This window comes from Bacteroidota bacterium, from assembly GCA_016713925.1.
GTDB lineage: Bacteria > Bacteroidota > Bacteroidia > AKYH767-A > OLB10 > JAJTFW01.
The window spans coordinates 1,184,588-1,206,185 of record JADJOH010000007.1 but is presented as its reverse complement, the minus strand read 5'-3'; the positions used below and the strand labels follow the sequence as shown (position 1 = coordinate 1,206,185).

At 40.7% G+C, this 21,598-nt stretch carries 15 protein-coding genes and 1 other RNA gene; 10 read left to right on the top strand and 6 right to left on the bottom strand.

The window, feature by feature from the left end; genetic code table 11:
• Window positions 1–245: 245 nt before the first annotated feature.
• The 6 genes from ssrA (at window position 246) to IPJ86_13265 (ending at window position 7,956) form a co-directional block, all read left to right on the top strand.
• Window positions 246–642: a transfer-messenger RNA gene (gene ssrA, locus IPJ86_13290) on the top strand.
• 764 nt (window positions 643–1,406) lie between these two features.
• Entirely contained in the window at window positions 1,407–1,655 is a 249-nt protein-coding gene (locus tag IPJ86_13285; protein ID MBK7888218.1) for a GIY-YIG nuclease family protein, read from the top strand.
• A gap of 419 nt (window positions 1,656–2,074) precedes the next feature.
• A complete protein-coding gene (locus IPJ86_13280) occupies window positions 2,075–3,310 on the top strand; it encodes a hypothetical protein (GenBank protein ID MBK7888217.1) in 1,236 nt (411 codons plus the stop codon).
• 174 nt (window positions 3,311–3,484) lie between these two features.
• Window positions 3,485–4,363, top strand: a complete 879-nt coding sequence (locus IPJ86_13275; protein ID MBK7888216.1) for an ABC transporter ATP-binding protein — start codon at window positions 3,485–3,487, stop codon at window positions 4,361–4,363.
• Window positions 4,364–4,372: 9 nt separating this feature from the next.
• Entirely contained in the window at window positions 4,373–5,374 is a 1,002-nt protein-coding gene (locus IPJ86_13270) for an ABC transporter permease (protein ID MBK7888215.1), read from the top strand.
• Between the two features lie 14 nt (window positions 5,375–5,388).
• Entirely contained in the window at window positions 5,389–7,956 is a 2,568-nt protein-coding gene (locus IPJ86_13265; protein MBK7888214.1) for a hypothetical protein, read from the top strand.
• A 7-nt stretch (window positions 7,957–7,963) separates the two neighbouring features.
• On the opposite strand, the gene IPJ86_13260 is transcribed toward IPJ86_13265, so the two are convergent.
• From IPJ86_13260 to fabG, 5 genes are all read right to left on the bottom strand, one after another.
• On the bottom strand, window positions 7,964–9,208 hold the full coding sequence (locus IPJ86_13260; GenBank protein ID MBK7888213.1) for an NAD(P)/FAD-dependent oxidoreductase: 1,245 nt from the start codon (window positions 9,206–9,208) through the stop codon (window positions 7,964–7,966).
• Between the two features lie 62 nt (window positions 9,209–9,270).
• Entirely contained in the window at window positions 9,271–10,812 is a 1,542-nt protein-coding gene (locus tag IPJ86_13255) for an insulinase family protein (protein ID MBK7888212.1), read from the bottom strand.
• Window positions 10,813–10,829: 17 nt separating this feature from the next.
• Window positions 10,830–11,885 carry an insulinase family protein gene (locus tag IPJ86_13250; GenBank protein ID MBK7888211.1) on the bottom strand — a complete coding sequence of 352 codons (1,056 nt, stop codon included), beginning with the start codon at window positions 11,883–11,885 and terminating at the stop codon, window positions 10,830–10,832.
• Window positions 11,886–11,916: 31 nt separating this feature from the next.
• The gene (locus IPJ86_13245; protein MBK7888210.1) at window positions 11,917–12,192 is read right to left on the bottom strand and encodes an insulinase family protein; all 276 of its coding nucleotides are present in this window, start codon (window positions 12,190–12,192) and stop codon (window positions 11,917–11,919) included.
• A gap of 390 nt (window positions 12,193–12,582) precedes the next feature.
• Window positions 12,583–13,329 (bottom strand): 3-oxoacyl-[acyl-carrier-protein] reductase, encoded by a 747-nt coding sequence (gene fabG, locus IPJ86_13240; GenBank protein MBK7888209.1) that lies wholly within the window; start codon window positions 13,327–13,329, stop codon window positions 12,583–12,585.
• Window positions 13,330–13,488: 159 nt separating this feature from the next.
• Here fabG and IPJ86_13235 point away from each other — a divergent pair, with 159 nt between their 5' ends.
• A complete protein-coding gene (locus IPJ86_13235; GenBank protein MBK7888208.1) occupies window positions 13,489–14,256 on the top strand; it encodes a PorT family protein in 768 nt (255 codons plus the stop codon).
• Between the two features lie 514 nt (window positions 14,257–14,770).
• Window positions 14,771–15,937, top strand: a complete 1,167-nt coding sequence (locus IPJ86_13230; protein MBK7888207.1) for a T9SS type A sorting domain-containing protein — start codon at window positions 14,771–14,773, stop codon at window positions 15,935–15,937.
• 262 nt (window positions 15,938–16,199) lie between these two features.
• Here IPJ86_13230 and sucD read toward each other — a convergent pair whose 3' ends face one another.
• Window positions 16,200–17,084, bottom strand: coding sequence for a succinate--CoA ligase subunit alpha (gene sucD / locus IPJ86_13225; GenBank protein ID MBK7888206.1), 885 nt, complete (start codon window positions 17,082–17,084; stop codon window positions 16,200–16,202).
• Between the two features lie 196 nt (window positions 17,085–17,280).
• On the opposite strand from sucD, the gene IPJ86_13220 reads away from it, so the two are divergent.
• Window positions 17,281–20,661, top strand: a complete 3,381-nt coding sequence (locus IPJ86_13220) for a methylmalonyl-CoA mutase family protein (GenBank protein ID MBK7888205.1) — start codon at window positions 17,281–17,283, stop codon at window positions 20,659–20,661.
• Window positions 20,662–21,046: 385 nt separating this feature from the next.
• The gene (locus IPJ86_13215; protein ID MBK7888204.1) at window positions 21,047–21,550 is read left to right on the top strand and encodes a hypothetical protein; all 504 of its coding nucleotides are present in this window, start codon (window positions 21,047–21,049) and stop codon (window positions 21,548–21,550) included.
• Window positions 21,551–21,598 lie beyond the last annotated feature (48 nt).

Genomic DNA, 21,598 nt, shown 5'->3' with positions numbered 1-21,598 from the left:
GCCGGCAGACGCTCCGTCCCGTGTAGGTCCCGTTTTGATCACACAGGGACCCCCTCCCCAAGCAGTAGGCACTACTAAACTGTTCCGCTTCCCACAGTCGAGCGAAGCGATCCCCCCGGAGAGCGCAGCGAACGATCCACCCAGCGTCTCGTCAGATTCAAATCGTCGCAGACGAATTGAGTAATGACAAGACGTTCTTCAAAATGGAATAATTCTTGCTACCTTTGCAAAAGTTCTTAATATATGGGGTCGACAGGAATCGACAGGAGGAGTAATAAGCAGGTAAGCATGCAGGGCGTTGGAAGCAGTCCCTTAAAACGCAACTTTCGATCGTCTAACTGGCGAAAACAATTATGCGCTTGCTGCCTAATCTACCAAGTAGATTAGCTTAATCTACGGCTCCAGGAGCCGGGACGAGCTGCTCTACCACTGCCTCCCGCCTGCCGGGCGGAGGAACAGGGCATCACAATGGCAGGCTGGTCTTATCGGAGTTCTGACTGTTTGACGAGATAAAAGAACTAAGTAGAGTAATGGTTTGTAACTCACCGACCACTCTCCCTACAATTCAAGTAGCTACTAAGCATGTAGAAAACTTGTTGATTCCCTGGCTGGACGTGGGTTCAAATCCCACCGACTCCACCTTCGCCCTCCGAAGCTTTAGCGTTGGAGGGCTTTTCTTTTCTTAATAAAACTGGTAGTAGTCTCAAATTTTAAATGTGTTATAATTTCTAGACAACGCTAAAGCTTCGTCGGGCTACGGTGGACGCGGTCCACAATGAATAAACTTGATAACTGCAAATAGTAATCTATAAAAGAAGGTTCAATAAGTATATAGGGCATCGCCCTCCGAAGCTTTAGCGAAGGAGGGGCTACGGTGGACGCGGTCCACAATGAATAAACTTGATAACTGCAAATCGTAATCTATAAAAGAAGGTTCAATAAGTATTTAGGGCAGCGCCCTCCGAAGCTTTAGCGAAGGAGGGGCTACGGTGGACGCGGTCCACAATGAATAAACTTGATAACTGCAAATCGTAATCTATAAAAGAAGGTTCAATAAGTATATAGGGCATCGCCCTCCGAAGCTTTAGCGAAGGAGGGGCTACGGTGGACGCGGTCCACAATGAATAAACTTGATAACTGCAAATCGTAATCTATAAAAGAAGGTTCAATAAGTATTTAGGGGAATAAACTTGATAGCTGCAAATAGTAATCTATAAAAGAAGGTTCAATAAGTATTTAGGGCATCGCCCTCCGAAGCTTTAGCGAAGGAGGGGCTACGGTGGACGCGGTCCACATGCTAAAGATATTGATCATTCTACACCAGAAGTTTCAATATTTAATAAAATTGTGACCTTCGAAGTTTAATTATGAATTGAGTAAAATTGTTTTAAAATAAAAATATTTTTATGTGGAAAGTTTATCTTTTGAAGTGCCATGACGGTACTTTTTACACCGGTTGTACTTCAGATTTAGAGAAGCGATTGGAGGAGCATGATCTTGGTGAAGTGAAATATACATCCACCCGGTTGCCTCTGGAACTCGAAACGTATATTGCTTTCAAAAGCAAATACACCGCCTTTGAATTCGAGAAGTACCTTAAATCCGGGTCAGGAATAGCATTCGCTAAAAAACGTCTTCGCCCTCCGAAGCATTAGCGAAGGATGTCTTCGTCCTTCGAAGCTTTAGCGAAGGAGAATATTTTATTTTTTGTTAGTGGTATTCTTAATAAATGATTGGTGATAAGTGCCGGTGTCGCTTTACATTGTACTGCAATATTTTTGTAAAGCTCTTTGCGAATGGGAATCACCTTGCCCCAATCCCCTGTTTTTGAAGATTCAATATTCGAAAATTGCATTACTGTATATTTTTTAATTGCCAATGAAAGTTGAGCCTTGTGCTGCTTTTACGAATGTGAAAAGGTTTCAATTTAGACAATTAGAAAAATATATTTTGTTTATAAAATGGATTTTAAACTAATTTTTTCTTTTCCTTACATATAAATTACAATGTAAGAAAGTTTAATAATTATTTTCTTGTAATTAAGGTATGGACACATATTTGTTTTTACTAAATTATGCAATTAGTCATTCAGCAACTAAACCCATTGAAATTGTACGGGCTTTTACTAGGGCTGCTGTTTTCACCATGTTTTTTACCTGCTCAGGTTACTATTTTAGAACAAACCTACGGCTCCGGTTCCAGTTTCAGTTATACAGGTCAGAGTGGTACTAACCGTTTACTCGTAATAATTATTACAGCTGAATTCAACGGTCTTGATGACGTGACTTCGGTTACCTGGGGTGATAAAACACTTACCAAAATCACATCTGTAATCATGGGTACATCGGTAAGGAATTTCAATGCTGCGTTTTACTTAAAGGAAAGCAATATCAGCAGTCATACAGGAGACAATATTACCATTTCTACAAGTTCCGGCGGATCAAATGTCCGTTCCATTTCCGGACAAATTATTTTATTATCAGGAGTTTTACAGTCAACACCTGTTTCTGAATTTACCAGTGCTACAGCTTCTTCTGCAACTGTAGTGTCTCTGGCCTCATCAATAAGTTCTGATAATAAGGACATGATCATTGCCTCGGTCTCAACCAACAGAAATAATGTAACTTTTACCTCCGGTGGAACCGGATTTACCGAGCTGGCAGATTTACAATTTTCTCAGCATTGTTATGCCGTTTCCTATCGTCTGGCAGGGGCTTCTCCAACTACTTCTGATCCCACCTTTACCTCAACTGCAAGTGCAGCCAGACTCGTAATGGTGGCCTTTGAAGTGAATTCAACTTATGATCCTTTGCCTGTTGATTTCCTCGACTTTTCAATAAAAAGAGATGCAAATCAGCTTAAGGCCATTTGGCGTGTTTCGGCTGAGAATCAAAATCATTTTTTTACCTTAGAAGTTTCAGAGAACGCTCAGGACTGGATCTGGCTGGATAATATAAGTTCTTTAGGAGAAACGAATCAGTTGCGAGAATATAGCTATGTGTTCGCACCAAACAAAAAGTACCACTATGTCCGCTTGTCACAAACTGATTACGATGGAACCAATACCTTGCTTGCACTCGCCGCTATTGCTAAACAAGTAAATTCAATTCCCGTCCTTACTGATATTTTTCAGACCTTAACGAACTGCCTGGCGAAGGATTTAAATGGTAAATTGTTGTCTGCTTGTGAAGATTGCATTCCTTCTGATTTTTTGAAAGAAACGTATTTACAAAGTCCAATGGTGTTCCTTGAGATAAGTAACGAAGCGGGCTTTCTTTTTAAAGGAATCGTGGCCAGAAAGGATTTATGATTATTTCAGATTTGTAAGGATTTAGTGAATTAAGATATTTTGCTGAGTGATTATTGCGGTTTCACTTCAGAAAGCCAAATTACATATTTATACCTGCTATTGGTTGTTTTAGATGATCCATCAAATTTCTATTTATGGTTTTTATTATCTTCATCCTTTGTAAAAAATAAACATATGGAACTACTTATCTCTCATCTTTCAAAAACCTATCCCAATGGTGTGAAAGCCTTGCAGGATATTAATCTCACAATACCCAAAGGAATGTACGGACTTCTCGGGCCGAATGGTGCAGGAAAATCTACCTTGATGCGCACCATTGCCACTTTGCAGGAACCCGATTCCGGTTCTATTTTACTGGGTGATCTGGATGTGCTCAAGGATAAACTGGAGTTGCGTAAAATATTGGGTTATCTCCCTCAAGAGTTTGGAGTTTATCCAAAGGTTTCTGCCTATGATATGCTGGATCATATAGCCATTTTAAAGGGTATAGATAAACAACGGAAAGTAGTAGTTGAGGACTTGCTGAAGCGTGTAAATCTTTGGGATGTTCGTAAGAAGGCGCTCGGCGGTTTTTCGGGTGGTATGAAGCAACGGTTTGGTATCGCTCAAGCCCTATTGGGCGATCCGAAATTGATTATTGTGGATGAACCTACGGCAGGCTTAGATCCCGGTGAGCGCAATAGATTCTATAATCTACTCTCTGAAATCGGCGAACAGGTTATTGTGATTCTTTCTACGCATATCGTGGAAGACGTGAAAGAGTTGTGTAGTCAGATGGCCATTATTGATAAAGGGAGGGTCTTGTATGCCGGAAGTCCTGACAATGCGTTGCATGCAGTAGAAGGAAAAATTTGGAAGAAGCAGGTGCCCAAGCAGGAAGTTCCTGAGTTTTCGGATACGCACCCCGTAATATCTACACGGATGGTGGCCGGAAAACCTATGGTGCATGTGTTTAGTAATAGCTCTCCGGGCTCCGGTTTTGATCCGGTTCAGGCAGATCTGGAAGATGTGTTCTTCACCCATATTAAAGGTTTTCAAACTTCAACGATCTAATCTTAAAAGATGATGTTCCTTCATATTCTAAAATTTGAATTGCGCTATTGGCTGCGTCAGCCTATTGTTTATATCTTCTTCCTGATAAATGCCCTGCTTATTTTTGGTGCCAGTTCCAGTGAATCCATCACCGTTGGACAACGTGTGGGTAATGTGCACAAGAATGCACCTTATGTTGTAGAGAATTTTTATGCGGTCATGTCATTGATCGCCTTATTGATGGTTACAGCATTCCTGAACAGTGCAGCCGCTCGCGATTTTAGTGAAAAAACAAGTCAGATTTTTTTTACTACTCCCATTAAAAAGAGAGATTTTCTTTTCGGGAGATTTTTTGGTGCAATAATTATCAGCATTATTCCATTTCTCGGTGTCTCCGTAGGAAATCTTATTGGAACCGCTATGCCCTGGCTGGATGATGAATTGACAGGACCTACCTTTTGGAGCGGACATTTTCATGGGATCATGGTTTTTGCGATTCCTAATTTACTGTTTGCCGGTGCAATCATTTTTTCTATCGCTGCCCTCACCAGAAACACGATCTTATCATTTGTTGGTAGCATAGGCTTGCTTGTCGGATACATCATTTCTCAAAATATGATTCGGGACATCGATAGCGAAGTTCTCGGAGCCATGTTGGATCCTTTTGGGATGAGAACATTTTCAGTGGCTACTAAATACTGGACAGTGGATGATAGAAATACCATGTCTATGGGTTTTGAAGGATTGCTATTGATGAATCGATTAATATGGATGAGTGTGGGGTTGCTTGTTATGGTATTTACTTATTATAGATTCAGTTTTTCAGAGAAGGCGGGTAGCTCGAAGAAGGCTGCTAAAGTTGATGCCACTCTTCCTCTTTCATCTGCACGTACATGGGAACCTCTCCTTTCCGTTCAACCGACGTTCAGTACCGGAATTTCTATTCGTCAATTATTAAGTCAGATCCGGCTGGAAACGATTTCTATTTTGAAGAATACAGCCTTTCTGGTGATTATGCTTTTGGAGCAGTGAATTTAATCAGCTCTATGTCATTCGCCACCTCGCAAGGTTATGGATTAACCGCATTCCCTGTAACCTATCAGGTCATTGATGTGATTGAGGGATCCTTTTTTATTTTTCTATTGGCCGTAGTAACTTTTTATACCGGCTCTATCGTATGGAAAGAAAGGGACAGCAAGGTGAATGACATTTATGATGCACTCCCCTACTCCGACTGGATTCCTCTTATCTCGAAGACCGTTGCCTTGTGGCTTGTTATTGAAACTTTAATAATTATTGGCTGTCTGATTGGAATTAGTACTCAGTTGATCCATGGCTTTGATGATATCAGATTAAGTGTGTATTTCACTAAATTGATATTTGTAAATGGAATTAATTTTCTGGCATTTATTTCTCTCTCCGTGTTTTTTCATATTATGGTGAACAATAAATACCTGGGTTACTTTTTATTTATCGCATTTATTATTGCCAATAACTTTGTTTGGCCTGCTTTAGATGTGGAATCTAATCTTATTCAATATGGATCAAGTCCTGAATTAATTTATTCGGATATGTATGCTTTTGGTCCTTTTTTAAAGGGCAAGCTTGCATTTGAAGTGTATTGGCTTTTCTTTAGTTTAGTGTTGCTGGTTGTCGGATTGTTATACTGGCAGCGAGGCAGGGAACTGAGCTTTAAAGTGCGTACGAAAATGGCAAGGCATCGTTTTCTGAAACTTCGTCCGGTATTTTATACCGTACTGACGCTATGGGTTGTGTTTGGAGCCTTTCTTTTTTACAATACCAAGGTGCTTAATACCTACGTCACAGCTAAGAAGATTGAAAAACTTCAATCGGAGTATGAAAAAATGTACAAAAAATATGAACATGTTGCACAGCCACGCATCATTGCAATAGAATATACTATCGATTTATTTCCCGCCGAAAGAAGACTGAGTGTTCAATCCATACAGTGGATCAAGAATAAGAGCAATAAGGCTATTGATTCCATCTTCTTTACCACACCGTCAGATTATAAATATACCATTTCTATTCCCGGTGCCAGATTGGTATTAAATGATACTATACGGGATTTTGAAATTTATGGTTTGAAAAAAGCATTGCTTCCCGGAGATAGCATGAAAATTAATATGTCTTCATTGTATCAGGCTAATGGTATAGAGAATGAAATCTCTAATACCTCTATCGTTGATAACGGATCTTTTTTTAATAATTCATCGTTTCTTCCCCAAATCGGTTATCAGTCACGGTATGAATTGCAGGATAAAGGAGACCGAAAGAAGCAGGACTTGAAACCGCGTGAAAGAATGCCTAAGCTCAGCAGGGATCCCAATTTGCGGATGAATACATATACCAGCAATAACTCAGATTGGGTAACTGTAAAAACCATTTTCAGTACCAGTGATGATCAGATTGCTATCGCGCCGGGCTCGTTGAAAAGACAATGGAAAAAGGAAGGTCGGGCTTATTTTGAGTATGAACTGGATCACCCTTCCTTGAATTTTTATTCGTTTCTCTCCGCCCGATTTGAAATACGAAAAAAGGTGCATAAAGGAATTCAACTGGAGGTGTATTATGATGCTGCTCACCCCTACAACGTTGATAAAATGTTGATGTCGATGGAAAAATCCATTGATTATTATACAGAACATTTTGGCCCATATAAACATAAGCAGGCCCGAATTATTGAATTCCCCCGCTATGCAAGTTTTGCTCAGGCCTTTCCGGGTACAATGCCCTACTCTGAGGCGATTGGGTTCATTGCAAATCTCGAAGACCCGGAGGATATCGATATGGTGACCTATGTGGTTGCTCATGAAATGGGTCATCAATGGTGGGCGCATCAGGTAATCGGTCCGGAGATGCAAGGTTCTACGTTGCTTTCTGAATCTATGTCTCAATATTCCGCGCTGATGGTAATGGAAAAAATGTACGGTAAGGAACAAATGCATAAGTTTCTTCGCTATGAGATGGACAGGTACCTGCGTTCAAGAGGATCGGAGAACGAGAAGGAGTGCCCGTTGATGGAGGTGGAAAATCAAGGGTATGTACATTATAACAAGGCGAGCGTGATCGTATATTATCTGAAGGAAATGATCGGTGATCAAAATGTCAATATCGCTTTAAAGAATCTTGTAGATAGTTTCGCATACAGGGAGCCTCCCTATCCGGGATCGTATGAGTTAGTGGAAAGACTGGAACGACAAACTCCTGATAGCCTTAAATATTTGATCACCGACTTATTTAAAAAAATGACCATCTTTCATAATCGTGTATTGGAAGCATCTTCTAAAAAAGTGAAGGATGGGTATGAAGTGAGCTTTAAGGTTACAGCCGATAAAATGTACGCAGACTCCAGCGGAAGAGAGAAATCAACTGCAATTCATGATTGGATTGAAGTGGGTGTTTTTGCTAAACCGGAAAAGGGAAAAAAATATGGTAAAGCACTTCGACTGGAAAAAGTACATTTCGATAAGAATGAAATGTCCTTCACTATGTTTACAAAAGAAGAACCCTATCAGGCAGGAATTGATCCTTATTATTATCTCGTTGACCGCGTTCCGGAGGATAATATGAAGAAGATTTCTGAGCTTTAAAGTCCGCTTATTTACTCAGTCGTTCACTCATGGCTTCTCCTGCAATCCAGCCGGAGGTCCAGGCATGTTGGAAATTGAATCCGCCGGTGATGGCATCAATGTCGATAATTTCACCTCCGAAGTATAATCCCGGAAAGCGGTTTGCTTCGTAGGTTTTAAAATTGATTTCTTCCAAAGCGACACCCCCGCAAGTAACAAATTCATCTTTAAAGGTGCTCTTTCCCTGTACAAGATATTGCCCGTGTAATAATTCAATCATTAACTGATTCAGATTCTTATTGGAGAGATCTGCCCAATTTAATTTTGAAGCGATACTTGCCCTTTGAAGTAAATAATTCCAATGGCGTTTCGATATCGCTGCGAAGGGTGAAAAAGTACTCACTTGCTTCTTCGATTCGGAATGTCTGATATGCTTTAGTTTTTCACTTAACGATGCATCGTCTTCTTCCGTTAAATACGAAACTGAAATCGGGAAATTATAATGGAGATCCTTCAGTATACGCGCACCCCATGCCGAAAGCTTAAGAATTGCCGGACCGCTCATTCCCCAATGGGTGAAGAGCAAGGGTCCCACAGCTTTCAGTTTTGTTCCGGGAATATGTATAGAAACATGTTCTACGCTGATGCCGGCTAATTCATAAAGAAATCGGTCCTTGATATTGAAGGTAAATAACGATGGAACCGGTTCCACTATTTTTAAACCGAGGGATTTCAATTGTTGCCATACCGAAGAGCTACTTCCTGTTGCTATAAGGATTACATCAAAATTCGTTGTGGTTTCATCCTGGAGTGTAATTTCCCATTGATCATTTATAAACCGGAGTCCTGCTATCCCGCATTGCATTTTAATGATAATATTATTTTCCCGGGCTTCATTCAAAAATGTGTTGATTATTGTTTGTGATGAATCTGTTATCGGAAACATTCTGCCGTCGTCCTCCGTCTTCAACTCTACTCCTCTGTCGTTAAACCAGGCTATAGTATCACCGGGAGCGAATTTGTGAAACGGGCCCATGAGTTCCTTCCTCCCTCTTGGATAAAACTTAACCAACTCTCGCGGGTCAAAGCAGGCATGTGTTACATTACATCTGCCTCCGCCGGAAACTTTTACTTTACTGAGTACGTGATTGCTCTTTTCAAAAATAGTTACTTCTACCTCCGGCTGAAGTTCTGCCAATCGGATGGCTGCAAAGAAACCCGCTGCGCCTCCCCCTACGATCGCCGCCCTTTTTTTCAAGGCCTTTTTTCTCATGCTTGGCGGGTGCTAATTATTACTTGTTGGTATACATCAAATAAGAAATAGCAATATGGCGCTTACTTTCGGAAAGTATCGTTAGATTCGAGGATAGTTACTGTACTCACTTTCATGGGATATGATTTTACCACATCATCTTCCTTTAAAATTTCAGCACTTAATACTCCTTTTAATGCATCACTGTAACTCATGGGTGATTCAGTTCCTTCGCGAAGACTTCTGGCTAACGGTACAGCTTCACTTTTATCAGTCACAATCGTAATAAACATGTTTTTTGTTTGCCAGTACTTTTTAATAGCTGCATTCACTTTCTCTTGCGTACATCCTGCCAGCAATTGATCAGCAGTTTCAAGCCAGTTATTCCTATTGTAAAAACGGCTATCCATCAGGTAACCCAATTGTTGCTCTGATGTTTGTGCATAGAGTTTCATATAGGAGCGAAGGAATTCTCTGGTCAATTCAAAATCTTCCTTGCTCATCCCTTTAGAAATAAGCTCATCCATCTCTTTGATGGCCATTCTAAGGGCGAAGTGTGCATGACCTGTTTCAATTGTAGAAAGTTCAGGATATTGACCTTTTAGTCCTTTAGCGGTTTGAACCGGACGAATCCAAATGGAGAAATAGTTAGATCGCCGCGGGAAACCGGGTCTGGGCAACATATTGGATCCTCCGTTATTGTACCATTCAATATAGCTATAATCTCCATAATTCATAGAGCGTTGCTCACGGATTTTCTGATACAGGCGGGAATAGGATTTACGATGTTCCCCAAGCCACGAATTTGCTATCATTAAAGCAGCGAAGTCATCATTGGCCCTTGTAATGGTCATGGGGAAACCGGCAAAAATCGCGGAGCCTAATGCATTGTCTTTTGAAACAATTTCAACTTCGATACCATTAGGTATTCTGGCAATGGCCATCTCCGGTAAAGGCGATTTCATCTCCGGCAGCATTGCCATGTCTGATTTTAATTTATTCAAAAACTCAGGGGTGTAATTTCCGGCTATACCTATCGTTAGATTTGTTTTTGTAAAATAATTCAGGTAATGATTCTTAACATCTTCTAATGTACTGCTCTTGATTCCTTCAGATGTTCCTGCCACAGGATGTTGATAAGACGAACCTCTGAACAGGAAATCCTCCAGAAGTTTCTTCGAATATTCTTCATCAGAGGAAGTGCGGATGACTTCATCGATATAATTCTGCTGGTTCGACTTAACCCGTTTAAAATCTTCTTCCTCAAATCTTGGAGTAAGAATCAATCCTTTCAAGACCGGGTAAAATTTATCCAAATGATCGCGATGAACACTAAAAGTGAATATACTCACTTCTTTATCTACGGACACATTATACCCCGACGCCCATGGATAAATCAGATCCTTGATGGCGGTGCTGCTCAACTCCTTTGTGCCACCTTCTGCTATAACATTTGCAGTTAAGGAGGTGAGTCCGGCTTTGTTTTTAGGATCAGACATAGACCCGTTTTTAAACATCAGTTTCACCACAACTTTATCCGACTTCGGAAGCTTAAGCTCTATCACCTCAGAGGCTTTGGCGGTGAAAGAGGAAAGTATAATTATTAAACAGAGTAATTTTTTCATAGTGTTATTTGGCAATATTATTTAACCGGACAATTTTCATCAGCAGAAATGGTAGCAATCGTAAGACCTTGTGGTGTCAGGTATTTCTGAGCAGCCTTCATCATCTCTTCGGCGGTCACTTTTCCATACTTTTCATAAGCAGTATTAATAGACTCCGGATTGCCGGTGACCCATGTATAGAAGGAAACACTTTCTGCAATCCGGGTAGGACTATCCATTCCCATCGCGAAACTATAACGCAGCCGCATTTTAGCTTCTTCAATTTCCTTAGCAGTGAAGGGCGTCTTTTTTGCTACTTCGATTACCTTATTCATTTCATCGCGTACGTATTGCATGTCTTTTGTATCTACCAATGAAGCCTGAATTTTTGCCAGGTAAGGGTCACGCGTTAAGAAAAAGGATGCCCCCAAATCTCTTGCTTTTTGCTCAGTGACCACCAGTTTATTGTACAATGCAGATTTTTCAGAGAATAAAATGGTGAGAAATAAATCCAGGGCAACAGATTCATTGTTGGTTTCACTATAGGCCGGTGCTTTATAATTGAGTGAAACTACCGGTGGGAAATTCGCTTTTGTTACATGTGTGTATTTCGTTTCCTTTTGATCAGGTTCTGTTGGGATTTTTGCAACATAGTTACCCGTTTGCCAGCTTCCAAAATATTTTTCGGCAAGCATATTTACTTTTTCGGAAGTGACGTCACCAACTACCAGAATTGTTGCATATTCCGGACGATAAAATCTTTTGAAGAATTCAATAGAATATTCATACTGATTGGGCATATCCACTATATCTTTAAAAAATCCCATGGTGGTATGTTTATAGGTATGGGTGGCGAAGGCGATATCATTCACTTTTTCATCCAGCAACACAAAAGGGCTGGCAGAATTTTTCGTGTATTCTCCTTTTACAGCCCCGGCCTCTGTTTTAAAATCCTGCACTGAATATTTCAAATTCATAAAACGGTCGGCTTCGAGTTCAAACATTTTATCCAGTTTGGCGGCATTCCCGGTCATATGATACACAGTTCGGTCCAGCCAGGTGTTGGCGTTGGCACTGGCTCCTGTGGCTTTCAAGGCATCGCTATATTGTTCTTTGGAATACTTTTCAGTTCCACGGAAACATCATATGCTCAAAAAAGTGAGCGAAACCGGTTTTCCCTTCTTCTACTTCCTCGCGGGAGCCCACTCTTACCACAATATAAAACGCAGCCAATCCGGGACTATCGTAAGGAATAGTAACCACGTTAAGCCCATTGGGTAATTTCTTTTGCTGAATCGGGTAAGGAAGAATTTTGTTTTGAATGTCGGTACCATTATTTCCGGCATACACCTGTAAACACGCCACCCCTAATAGTAGTAATGACAGCTTGATTTTTTTCATAATGTAGTAATTCTTGCTACGAATATAGCAAAGGCAGTCGTGGGACAAATAATTAATCGACAATCAGGTAATTTGCAACGACAAAATTCGCGGCTTCCGGCTTCCTGCTTCCTGCTTCCGGCTACCAGCTACCAGCTACCGGCTTACTTTATTTTGAAGAAGCTATTCCAATTGAAAAATGATAATTATGTTACGATACAAATTAAAAGCACAAAGTGGGAGACAATGAGGCTGTCCTCGATGCAGTAAACATCGCACCCCGTCGCGACCAAAAGTTCTCAGAGCAACGCATTCAACTTGCCTCTCAACCCAAGGCGGGTAGCCGGTAGCCGGCAGCCGGAAGCCATATTTTCAAAGCTAAAAACACTATGTTAATATAAAATCTTATGGTTAAGTAAGCATTCCGCCATCAACATTAATTACTTGTCCGGTAATATATGCCGACCAGTCGCTTGCCAGGAAGACCACTGTTTTAGCCACATCTTCCGGAGTTCCACCGCGTTTGAGAGGAATTTGTTCCCGCCATTGTTGAACGGTTTCAGGGGCCAGGGCGCCGGTCATTTCTGTTTCGATAAATCCGGGTGCAATAGCATTGCATCGAATATTTCTGGAACCCAGTTCCAACGCTATGGATTTTGTAAAGCCAATCATTCCTGCCTTTGAAGCGGCATAATTTGCTTGTCCGGCATTCCCTTTTACACCTACCACTGAAGAAATATTGATGATACTCCCCTTTCGTTGTTTCAACATTGGACGCTGACAGGCTTTGGTGATATTAAATGCACTTTTCAGGTTAGTGCGTATGACCTCATCAAATTGTTCTTCCGTCATCCGCATCAATAAATTATCCCGGGTAATTCCTGCATTATTTACCACAATTTCCAGAGATCCAAAATCTGTCAAAATATTATTAATCAATTCATCAGCAGCCTTGAATTCAGATGCATCCGATTGATATCCTTTCGCTTTTACACCTAAAGTTTGCAACTCCTTTTCAAGTTCAGCAGCTTTATCGGGCGAACTAAGAAACGTAAAGGCCACATTTGCCCCCTGCTGTGCTAATTCAAGAGCAATCCCTCTTCCAATACCTCTGGAAGCACCCGTAATCAATGCGTTTTTTCCGGTTAAGAGTTTTATCATAATATTAATTCTTGGAGTATTGGTTTAATTCCGTTTATTTTGCCAAAGATAATTAAGGAACTCATCTAAAAAATTGTTGTAATCTTGTACTATTAAATCCGAAGGTTACTTCATGCTTTAAAAGCTCTCAAAACAATTCAACTAAAATAAAAAATTATGAAAAAAATTCTCGCCATTGCGCTCCTGGTAGCCGGACTTTCTTCTGCACATGCACAGGAAGGTGTTCGTCTGGGTTTGAAGGGTTCATTCTTCTCTACCTGGCTATTTAATAAAAACGTCTCTGACCAAAATGCTAGTCTTGACTATGCCTCTTCCTTCGGTCCTACAGTTGGCGTTCAGGCCATCTTTATGTTCAAGGAAACCTATGGAATGAGCGCTGAGATCGTTTACGCATCTCATAAACAAAAATATGATGGATACTTCGGTGATGAAGACAATGTTTTTAATGTTGAAACTACTGTGAGTTATTTGGATATTCCACTCTTATTCAGAGTTGCGTCACCTAAAGGACCTTATTTCGAAATCGGACCTCAGTTTTCATTGTTGATGGGTGCAAAAGAAACACTTGAATTTGATCAGAATTCATCTTCAGAATTTAATTATACAGATAAAGATTTCAAAGATGATTTTGCCGGATTTGGCGTTGCAGGTGTACTGGGTTTCGGTATTGATATTAAACTAACTGACAAGATCAACCTGACTACAGGTTTGCGTTTTGGTTATATGTTCACGGATGCCACCACCGAGTATTCAGAAAACGAGTTAGAGGATCTGAGTGATAAGGAAAATCTAAGTGCAACTTCATCTTTTGCGCATTATGAAGCTGAAAAGGGGTTAGGAAATCCTCAAAATAAATTAGATTATCAAAAGACATCTCGTGTATTTGGAGGTCTGCAATTGGGAGTGCAGTTTGTTTTGGATTAATCATTCCGTTAAAACCCATAAAAAAAGGGAGGTCATTTGACTTCCCTTTTTTTATAAGTTATTCTTTTTTAGGTAATAGTGAAATTTCAATTACGATAGTTACCGATGTGTTTGCCTAATTTAGGCCAATTCAGTTTACACGATCTATAAGGATGTATACTTGAAAAATGGCTGGGTTTAGCTGCTCAATATTACTATGTATTTATACATACAAAATGGCAACTAAAGCCTTCTATCATACATTTACATTTGCAGGCAATTTTGGCGCGGAATAGGTAGCTTAATTGGGGTAGAATATCCAGCCGGAAAGATAACAGGCCATGAAATAGCGAAAACACTCTGGTCATATACAAGGAAACATATTTAATCGGGAGCAACCTGGAGTCTTTATCTAAGCGGTCTAGAGTTAATTTGTTTGATAGACAATGATTTAGAGTTGGAAAAGAAGCGTTATTATATGTATTTTGTACCTAAATGAATTGTGACTAATATTGTAACTAGCAAAACTTCTATTATGAAAAAAATATTTATTATCATTTTATTCTGTATTATTTCCTCAAAAGCAGAAGCGCAATGGACTACAATTTCTCAATCTGTTGGTGCAGTTGAGTCTATGGAATTTGTTTCACCTACAAAAGGATTTGCATCCAGTACATTTGGTACCTCCGTTAGCAATGATGGCGGCGTCTCATGGGCTACAACACAAATATCCGGGGTTCGTGATGTTGATTTTATAGATGCTTTAAATGGCGTCGCAATTGGATGGTTTGGTTTAATTAAACAGACAAATGATGGAGGAGTTAATTGGTCGACAATTACTCCTCCTAATTCAACTTCTTTATGGGGTGTTTCAATGATAAGTATTGATACTTTTTTTATATCGATAGCCGGTGGTAAGGTTTACCGGACATATAACGGAGGGGCGTCATTCACGATTCAGACTGTAAATACAACAGGATCAGCCATGACAGATATTGTCTTTACAAGCGGACAAAATGGTTGTGTCACAGCATCGGGTGGAAAAATTTATCAGACAACAAATGGAGGAAATACCTGGGGAGCGCCGGTATACACACCACCGATTACTGCGGGAATGAATGCTCTTTTTTTTGTAAATGCAAGTGTTGGTTATGCTGTAGGCTCAAGCGGTATTATTGTTAAAACTATTAACGGAGGTAGCACTTGGACACCCCAGACAAGCGGGACGTTACGTTCCTTACGTAGTATTCATTTTTGTGATATTAGTAATGGATTTGCCGTAGGAGATTCCGGTACCGTATTGAGAACTGTAAATGGGGGTGCAACCTGGTTTTTTGAGAATGTTCCCTCTACTATTGATCTGGAAGCTGTTCATGTATTTAATCCTAATTCTGCTATTATTGGCGGATTAAATGTGTTTTACAAGAATACCAATTTAACCACGGATATAGGAGAAATAGAAACAAACTATAGTTGTAGTGTTTTCCCAAATCCGGGTAATGATTATATAAATATTAATCTTTCTCCCGCTATAAATAACGGAAGAATGGTAATTACGGATTTAACAGGAAGGATCTTGATAAATGACAACTTCATTGGAAAAGAAAAGAGTTTAGATATTTCCGAATTACCTCGAGGTTTATACCTATTGCAGATTTCTAACGGAAATTTCTTTGTTCAAAGGAAAATCATTAGAAATTGATAGTCATTTGGCATAAACTTGATTTGTTTCAAAGTGAAAGCAAGTAAAAAATTTGAACTCAAACTGTGGACAAGTCCTTGTAAATTCAGCTAGACGACTTTAAACCATTAACTTAATAGCTCTCCGTTAAAGTCATTTTAAATCAACAACACAACGGGATAGATGAAAAGAACCTTTTGTAGGTTCAGAAATCTATGGTTATTGAGGATTTTACAGAAAAGGGCGCTATATTTTTTATATAAACTATTTAAATTCAATGAATTTAAGCAGTTACTTTGCCCAATACTTCAGCCATGGTTTTACCAATGAATGCCGGTGAATCTACCACATGAATACCACATTCGCGCATGATGGCCATCTTTGCTGCTGCCGTGTCTTCAGCTCCTCCAACAATAGCTCCGGCGTGACCCATACGACGTCCGGGAGGTGCAGTTTGTCCGGCGATAAATCCAACCACCGGCTTTTTATTTCCATTTGCTTTGATCCATCTCGCGGCTTCTGCTTCTAATCCTCCTCCGATTTCACCGATCATCACGATTCCCTGGGTTTCCGGATCATTCATAAATAATTCGACCGCTTCACGTGTAGTTGTTCCGATGATTGGATCTCCGCCAATTCCAATAGCAGTAGTCACGCCTAAACCTGCTCTTGCTACCTGATCTGCAGCCTCATAGGTTAATGTACCTGATTTAGAAACGATACCCACCGGCCCTCTTTTGAAAACAAAACCGGGCATAATACCCACTTTTGCTTCTCCCGGAGTAATTACTCCCGGACAATTCGGTCCGATCAACCGGCACTTACGACCGTTCAGGTATTCCTTCACCATGATCATATCGCGGGTTGGAATGCCTTCTGTAATGGCTACGATCAATTCAATTCCGGCCTCGGCAGCTTCCATCATGGCATCTGCAGCAAAGGCAGGTGGTACAAAAATGATAGAAACATTAGCTCCTTCCTTAGCAACAGATTCTGCTACTGTATTGAAAACAGGTTTGTCCAGATGTTTGGTACCCCCTTTTCCGGGCGTAACCCCTCCTACTACATTTGTCCCATACTCAATCATTTGAGTGGCATGGAAGGTGCCTTCGTTACCGGTAAAACCTTGTACGATGATTCTGGAATTTTTATTGACGAGTACGCTCATAGGGTTGATTTATCAGAGTTGCAAAACTAATAAAAAGCAAGTGCCTTTCGAAGTCAATTAATTTCTTAAAACGATGTATTGCTATACAGTTTAAATTTAAGGGTTTGCGATTGTTCTGATCTGTCTTATCATTGCGTCATCCCGGATGATGCAATCTTTTTAAACCCTAAATTTGCTTTTCTATTCAAATCGAAACATGCAATCTCCTCTTCCATATTCTCCGAACAACAAAATCCGTATCGTCACTGCCGCCAGCCTTTTCGATGGTCATGATGCCTCTATCAACATCATGCGTCGTATTATTCAAAGCAGTGGAGCCGAAGTTATCCATCTGGGTCATGACAGATCTGTTATTGAAGTGGTGAATTGTGCTATTCAGGAAGATGCCAATGCGATTGCCATGACTTCCTATCAGGGTGGCCATATGGAGTATTTTAAATATATGCATGACTTATTGAAAGAAAGAGGATGCGGGCATATTAAAATTTTCGGCGGCGGAGGTGGTACGATCTTGCCGGAAGAAATCAAGGAATTGCAGGAATATGGGATCACCCGTATTTATCATCCCGATGACGGTCGAACGATGGGCCTGCAGGGGATGATCAATGATATGATGCAGCGCTGTGATTTTCCAACCGGATTTAATCTTAACGGAGAGGTTGGGAAAATTGGAGCGAAGAATCATTATGCAATAGCAAGACTCATCTCAGCAGCCGAGAATAACCACGAAGAATTTGAAAAATACCATTCAGAAATTAAAAAGGCGGCCGATAAAGCAAAAGTACCCGTTCTCGGAATTACCGGTACAGGAGGTGCAGGAAAATCAAGTCTGGTAGATGAGTTGGTGCGTCGTTTTCTGGTTGATTTTACCGATAAGTCGATTGCTATTATTTCCGTGGATCCCTCAAAGAGGAAAACCGGCGGAGCATTGTTGGGGGACCGCATACGTATGAATGCCATAAACAATGATCGTGTGTATATGCGGTCACTGGCAACACGACAGAGTAATCTGGCTTTATCAAAATATGTACAGGAAGCCATTGAAATTGTGAAAGCTTCCGGATTTGATTTGATCATTTTGGAGACCTCAGGCATTGGACAAAGTGATACGGAAATAACTGAGCATAGTGACATGTCGCTGTATGTAATGACTCCTGAATATGGAGCCGCTACGCAATTGGAAAAAATTGATATGCTCGATTTTGCCGATGTGATTGCCTTGAATAAATTTGATAAAAGAGGGGCATTGGATGCGTTGCGTGACGTGAAAAAGCAGTTCAAGCGGAATCATCAATTATGGGATGCCGATGATGATTCTCTTCCCGTTTACGGCACTATTGCCTCCCAGTTCAATGATCCGGGGATGAATCGTCTCTATAAACTGGTCATCGATAAACTTTCCGAAAAAACAGGCTCTCCCCTGCGATCCACTTTTACCATCACCGATGAGATGAGTGAGAAAGTGTATATCATCCCTCCTCACCGCACTCGCTACCTCAGTGAGATTTCGGAAAATAACAGGAAGTATGACCAATGGACCAAAGAGCAATCTGAAGTAGCTCAAAAGCTTTTTGGAATCGGGAAAGCCATGGAAGCGTTGTCAGATTTAACCATTGCCGATAAAGAAAAGGCGATCGATACATTGAGATCCGCTTACGCGGAATGGGAACTGCGTCTGGATGGTCAAAATAAAAAACTTTTACAACAATTACCCGTCAAGATAAAATCTTATAAAAGCGACTTCTATATTTTTAAAGTTAGAGATAAAGAAATTAAAATCCAAACCTGGTATGAGTCGTTATCACATACCCGAATTCCGAAAGTGGCTGTTCCTGATTTCGAAGCATGGGGAGAACAATTGAAATGGATGTTGCAGGAAAATTTCCCGGGTGAATTTCCATTTACTGCCGGTGTTTTCCCCTTTAAACGTGAAGGCGAAGATCCAACACGAATGTTTGCAGGTGAAGGCGGTCCGGAAAGGACGAATTACCGTTTCCATTATGTTTCCCTTGGAATGCCGGCGCATCGTTTGAGTACCGCTTTCGATTCCGTTACACTCTATGGTCATGATCCCGATTACCGTCCGGATATCTATGGAAAAATTGGTAACTCAGGAGTAAGTATCTGTTGTCTGGATGATGCCAAGAAACTCTATAGCGGATTTAATCTTGCCGATCCAAAAACATCAGTGAGTATGACGATCAATGGTCCTGCTGCCATGCTCACCGGTTTTTTCATGAATGCCGCGATTGATCAGCAATGTGAATTGTACATAAGGAAACATGGACAGGAAGAGTTGGTGAATGAAAAGATCAATGAGATTTATAAGAAAAGAGGAGCCGTTCGTCCCCGTTATAATGGAGAATTACCAAAAGGAAATGATGGTCTCGGATTAATGTTGCTGGGTGTTACCGGTGATCAGGTGCTGCCGAAGGAGGTATATGAAAAGATAAAAGCAGAGACCTTATCCCAAGTGCGTGGTACGGTTCAGGCGGATATCCTGAAGGAAGATCAGGCGCAGAATACCTGTATTTTCAGCACTGAGTTCGCCCTGCGTTTGATGGGCGATATGCAGGATTATTTTATTCGTAACAGCATCCGTAACTTTTATTCCGTTTCCATCTCCGGTTATCATATTGCAGAAGCAGGAGCAAATCCGATCACGCAGTTGGCGTTCACCCTGGCGAATGGATTTACCTATGTCGAATACTATGCCAGCCGTGGAATGGACATCAATGCCTTCGCTCCTAACCTCAGCTTCTTCTTCAGCAATGGAATTGATCCGGAGTATTCGGTTATCGGTCGCGTGGCGAGACGAATCTGGGCCAAGGCAATGAAATTAAAGTACAATGCCAATGAAAGAAGTCAGATGTTGAAATATCATATACAGACATCAGGCCGCTCCTTGCATGCACAGGAAATTGATTTCAACGACATCCGTACTACACTTCAGGCTTTGTATGCCATTTATGACAATTGCAATTCTCTTCATACCAACGCCTATGATGAAGCCATCACTACCCCCACTGAGGAAAGTGTGCGACGTGCCATGGCCATTCAACTTATCATCAACAGAGAATTAGGTCTCGCAAAAAATGAAAACCCATTGCAAGGCGCATTTATTATTGAAGAACTTACCCGATTGGTGGAAGAAGCCGTCTTATCAGAATTTGATCGCATCACAGAGCGAGGCGGAGTTTTAGGCGCTATGGAAACCATGTACCAGCGCGGAAAAATTCAGGAAGAGTCCTTGTATTATGAAACACTGAAGCATACCGGAGAATATCCGATCATTGGTGTGAATACTTTCCTCAGCAGTAAGGGCTCCCCTACTGTTATGCCGAAAGAGGTTATTCGCGCTACCACTGAAGAGAAGGAATATCAGATCACCATGTTGAAGGAGCTGCATCATCGTAATTCCGACCGCTCCGCGACTTTGCTTCGTGATTTACAGTTGACTGCTATTCAAAACCGGAATATGTTTGAAGCCATGATGGAGGTAGCGAAGTATTGCTCTCTTGGACAAATTACTACGGCTTTGTTTGAAGTTGGAGGGCAGTATCGACGCAATATGTAAGAATTCAGAATTCAGAATTGAGAATTGAGAATTGAGAATGTAGAATTGAGAAAGTAGAATTAAGTCAATCCTGCTTGCTTGAGGAGAGTTGAAAAAGGCTTATTTAGGAGATGGATGTTGGCGTTAAGGTATAGTTTATAGAGTGAGCCATTGTGATTTTGATTGGTTTGAATGGAGATGGTTCATTTAGACTTTTTTTAATCGCTTTTAGATGTATAGTTTTACCTGAGCGCATTAATTGGGTTTTCGATTGGAACTTGAGCCACTTTTTGGTCAGCCAACTTAGCAGCCGGGTAAAATAAATATTAGAGGTTTGATTGACATTAATCATTGCATTTTCTTGAATTGATGGTTCACTTTACATTGAAATAAAATCATCAAACCCATGAAAAAATCCTTACTTCTGATTGGAATTTTTATAAGTGCTATGGCAATTGCGCAAAATCCTGTCTTAAATCCGTCCTTTGAAAACTGGACATTGGGTGAGCCGGATGAGTGGACTACCAATAATGCTCCCGGTTTTTCTGTCCCGATACAGCAAAATAATACCGGGCATACCGGAAATTATGCTGTAAGTGGGTTTGTTACTCAGATTGGAGTAAATACGCCGTTCCCTCCCATCCTGAACAGTACGGATATCGCCGGTAACCCTCATCCGGTGGCAATGTCCTATACGAATATGTCGTTTTACTACAAACTGAATTTGACAGGTAGTGGTGAGTTTTTTAATGCAGGTGTGGTAATTTCAGATGTTTCTCAATCAGGAATTGGCGGTGGAGTACAGCAATTCTTTAGTACTGCCAATACCAACACTTTTGCATTGGCCAATGTTCCGATTTCATATATTCCGGGTGGTACTCTGCCGGTGCTATTATTACCTTTACTATAAGTGATACACTCTCGGGAGCCGGATTACAAATAGGATCCTATTTCAGAC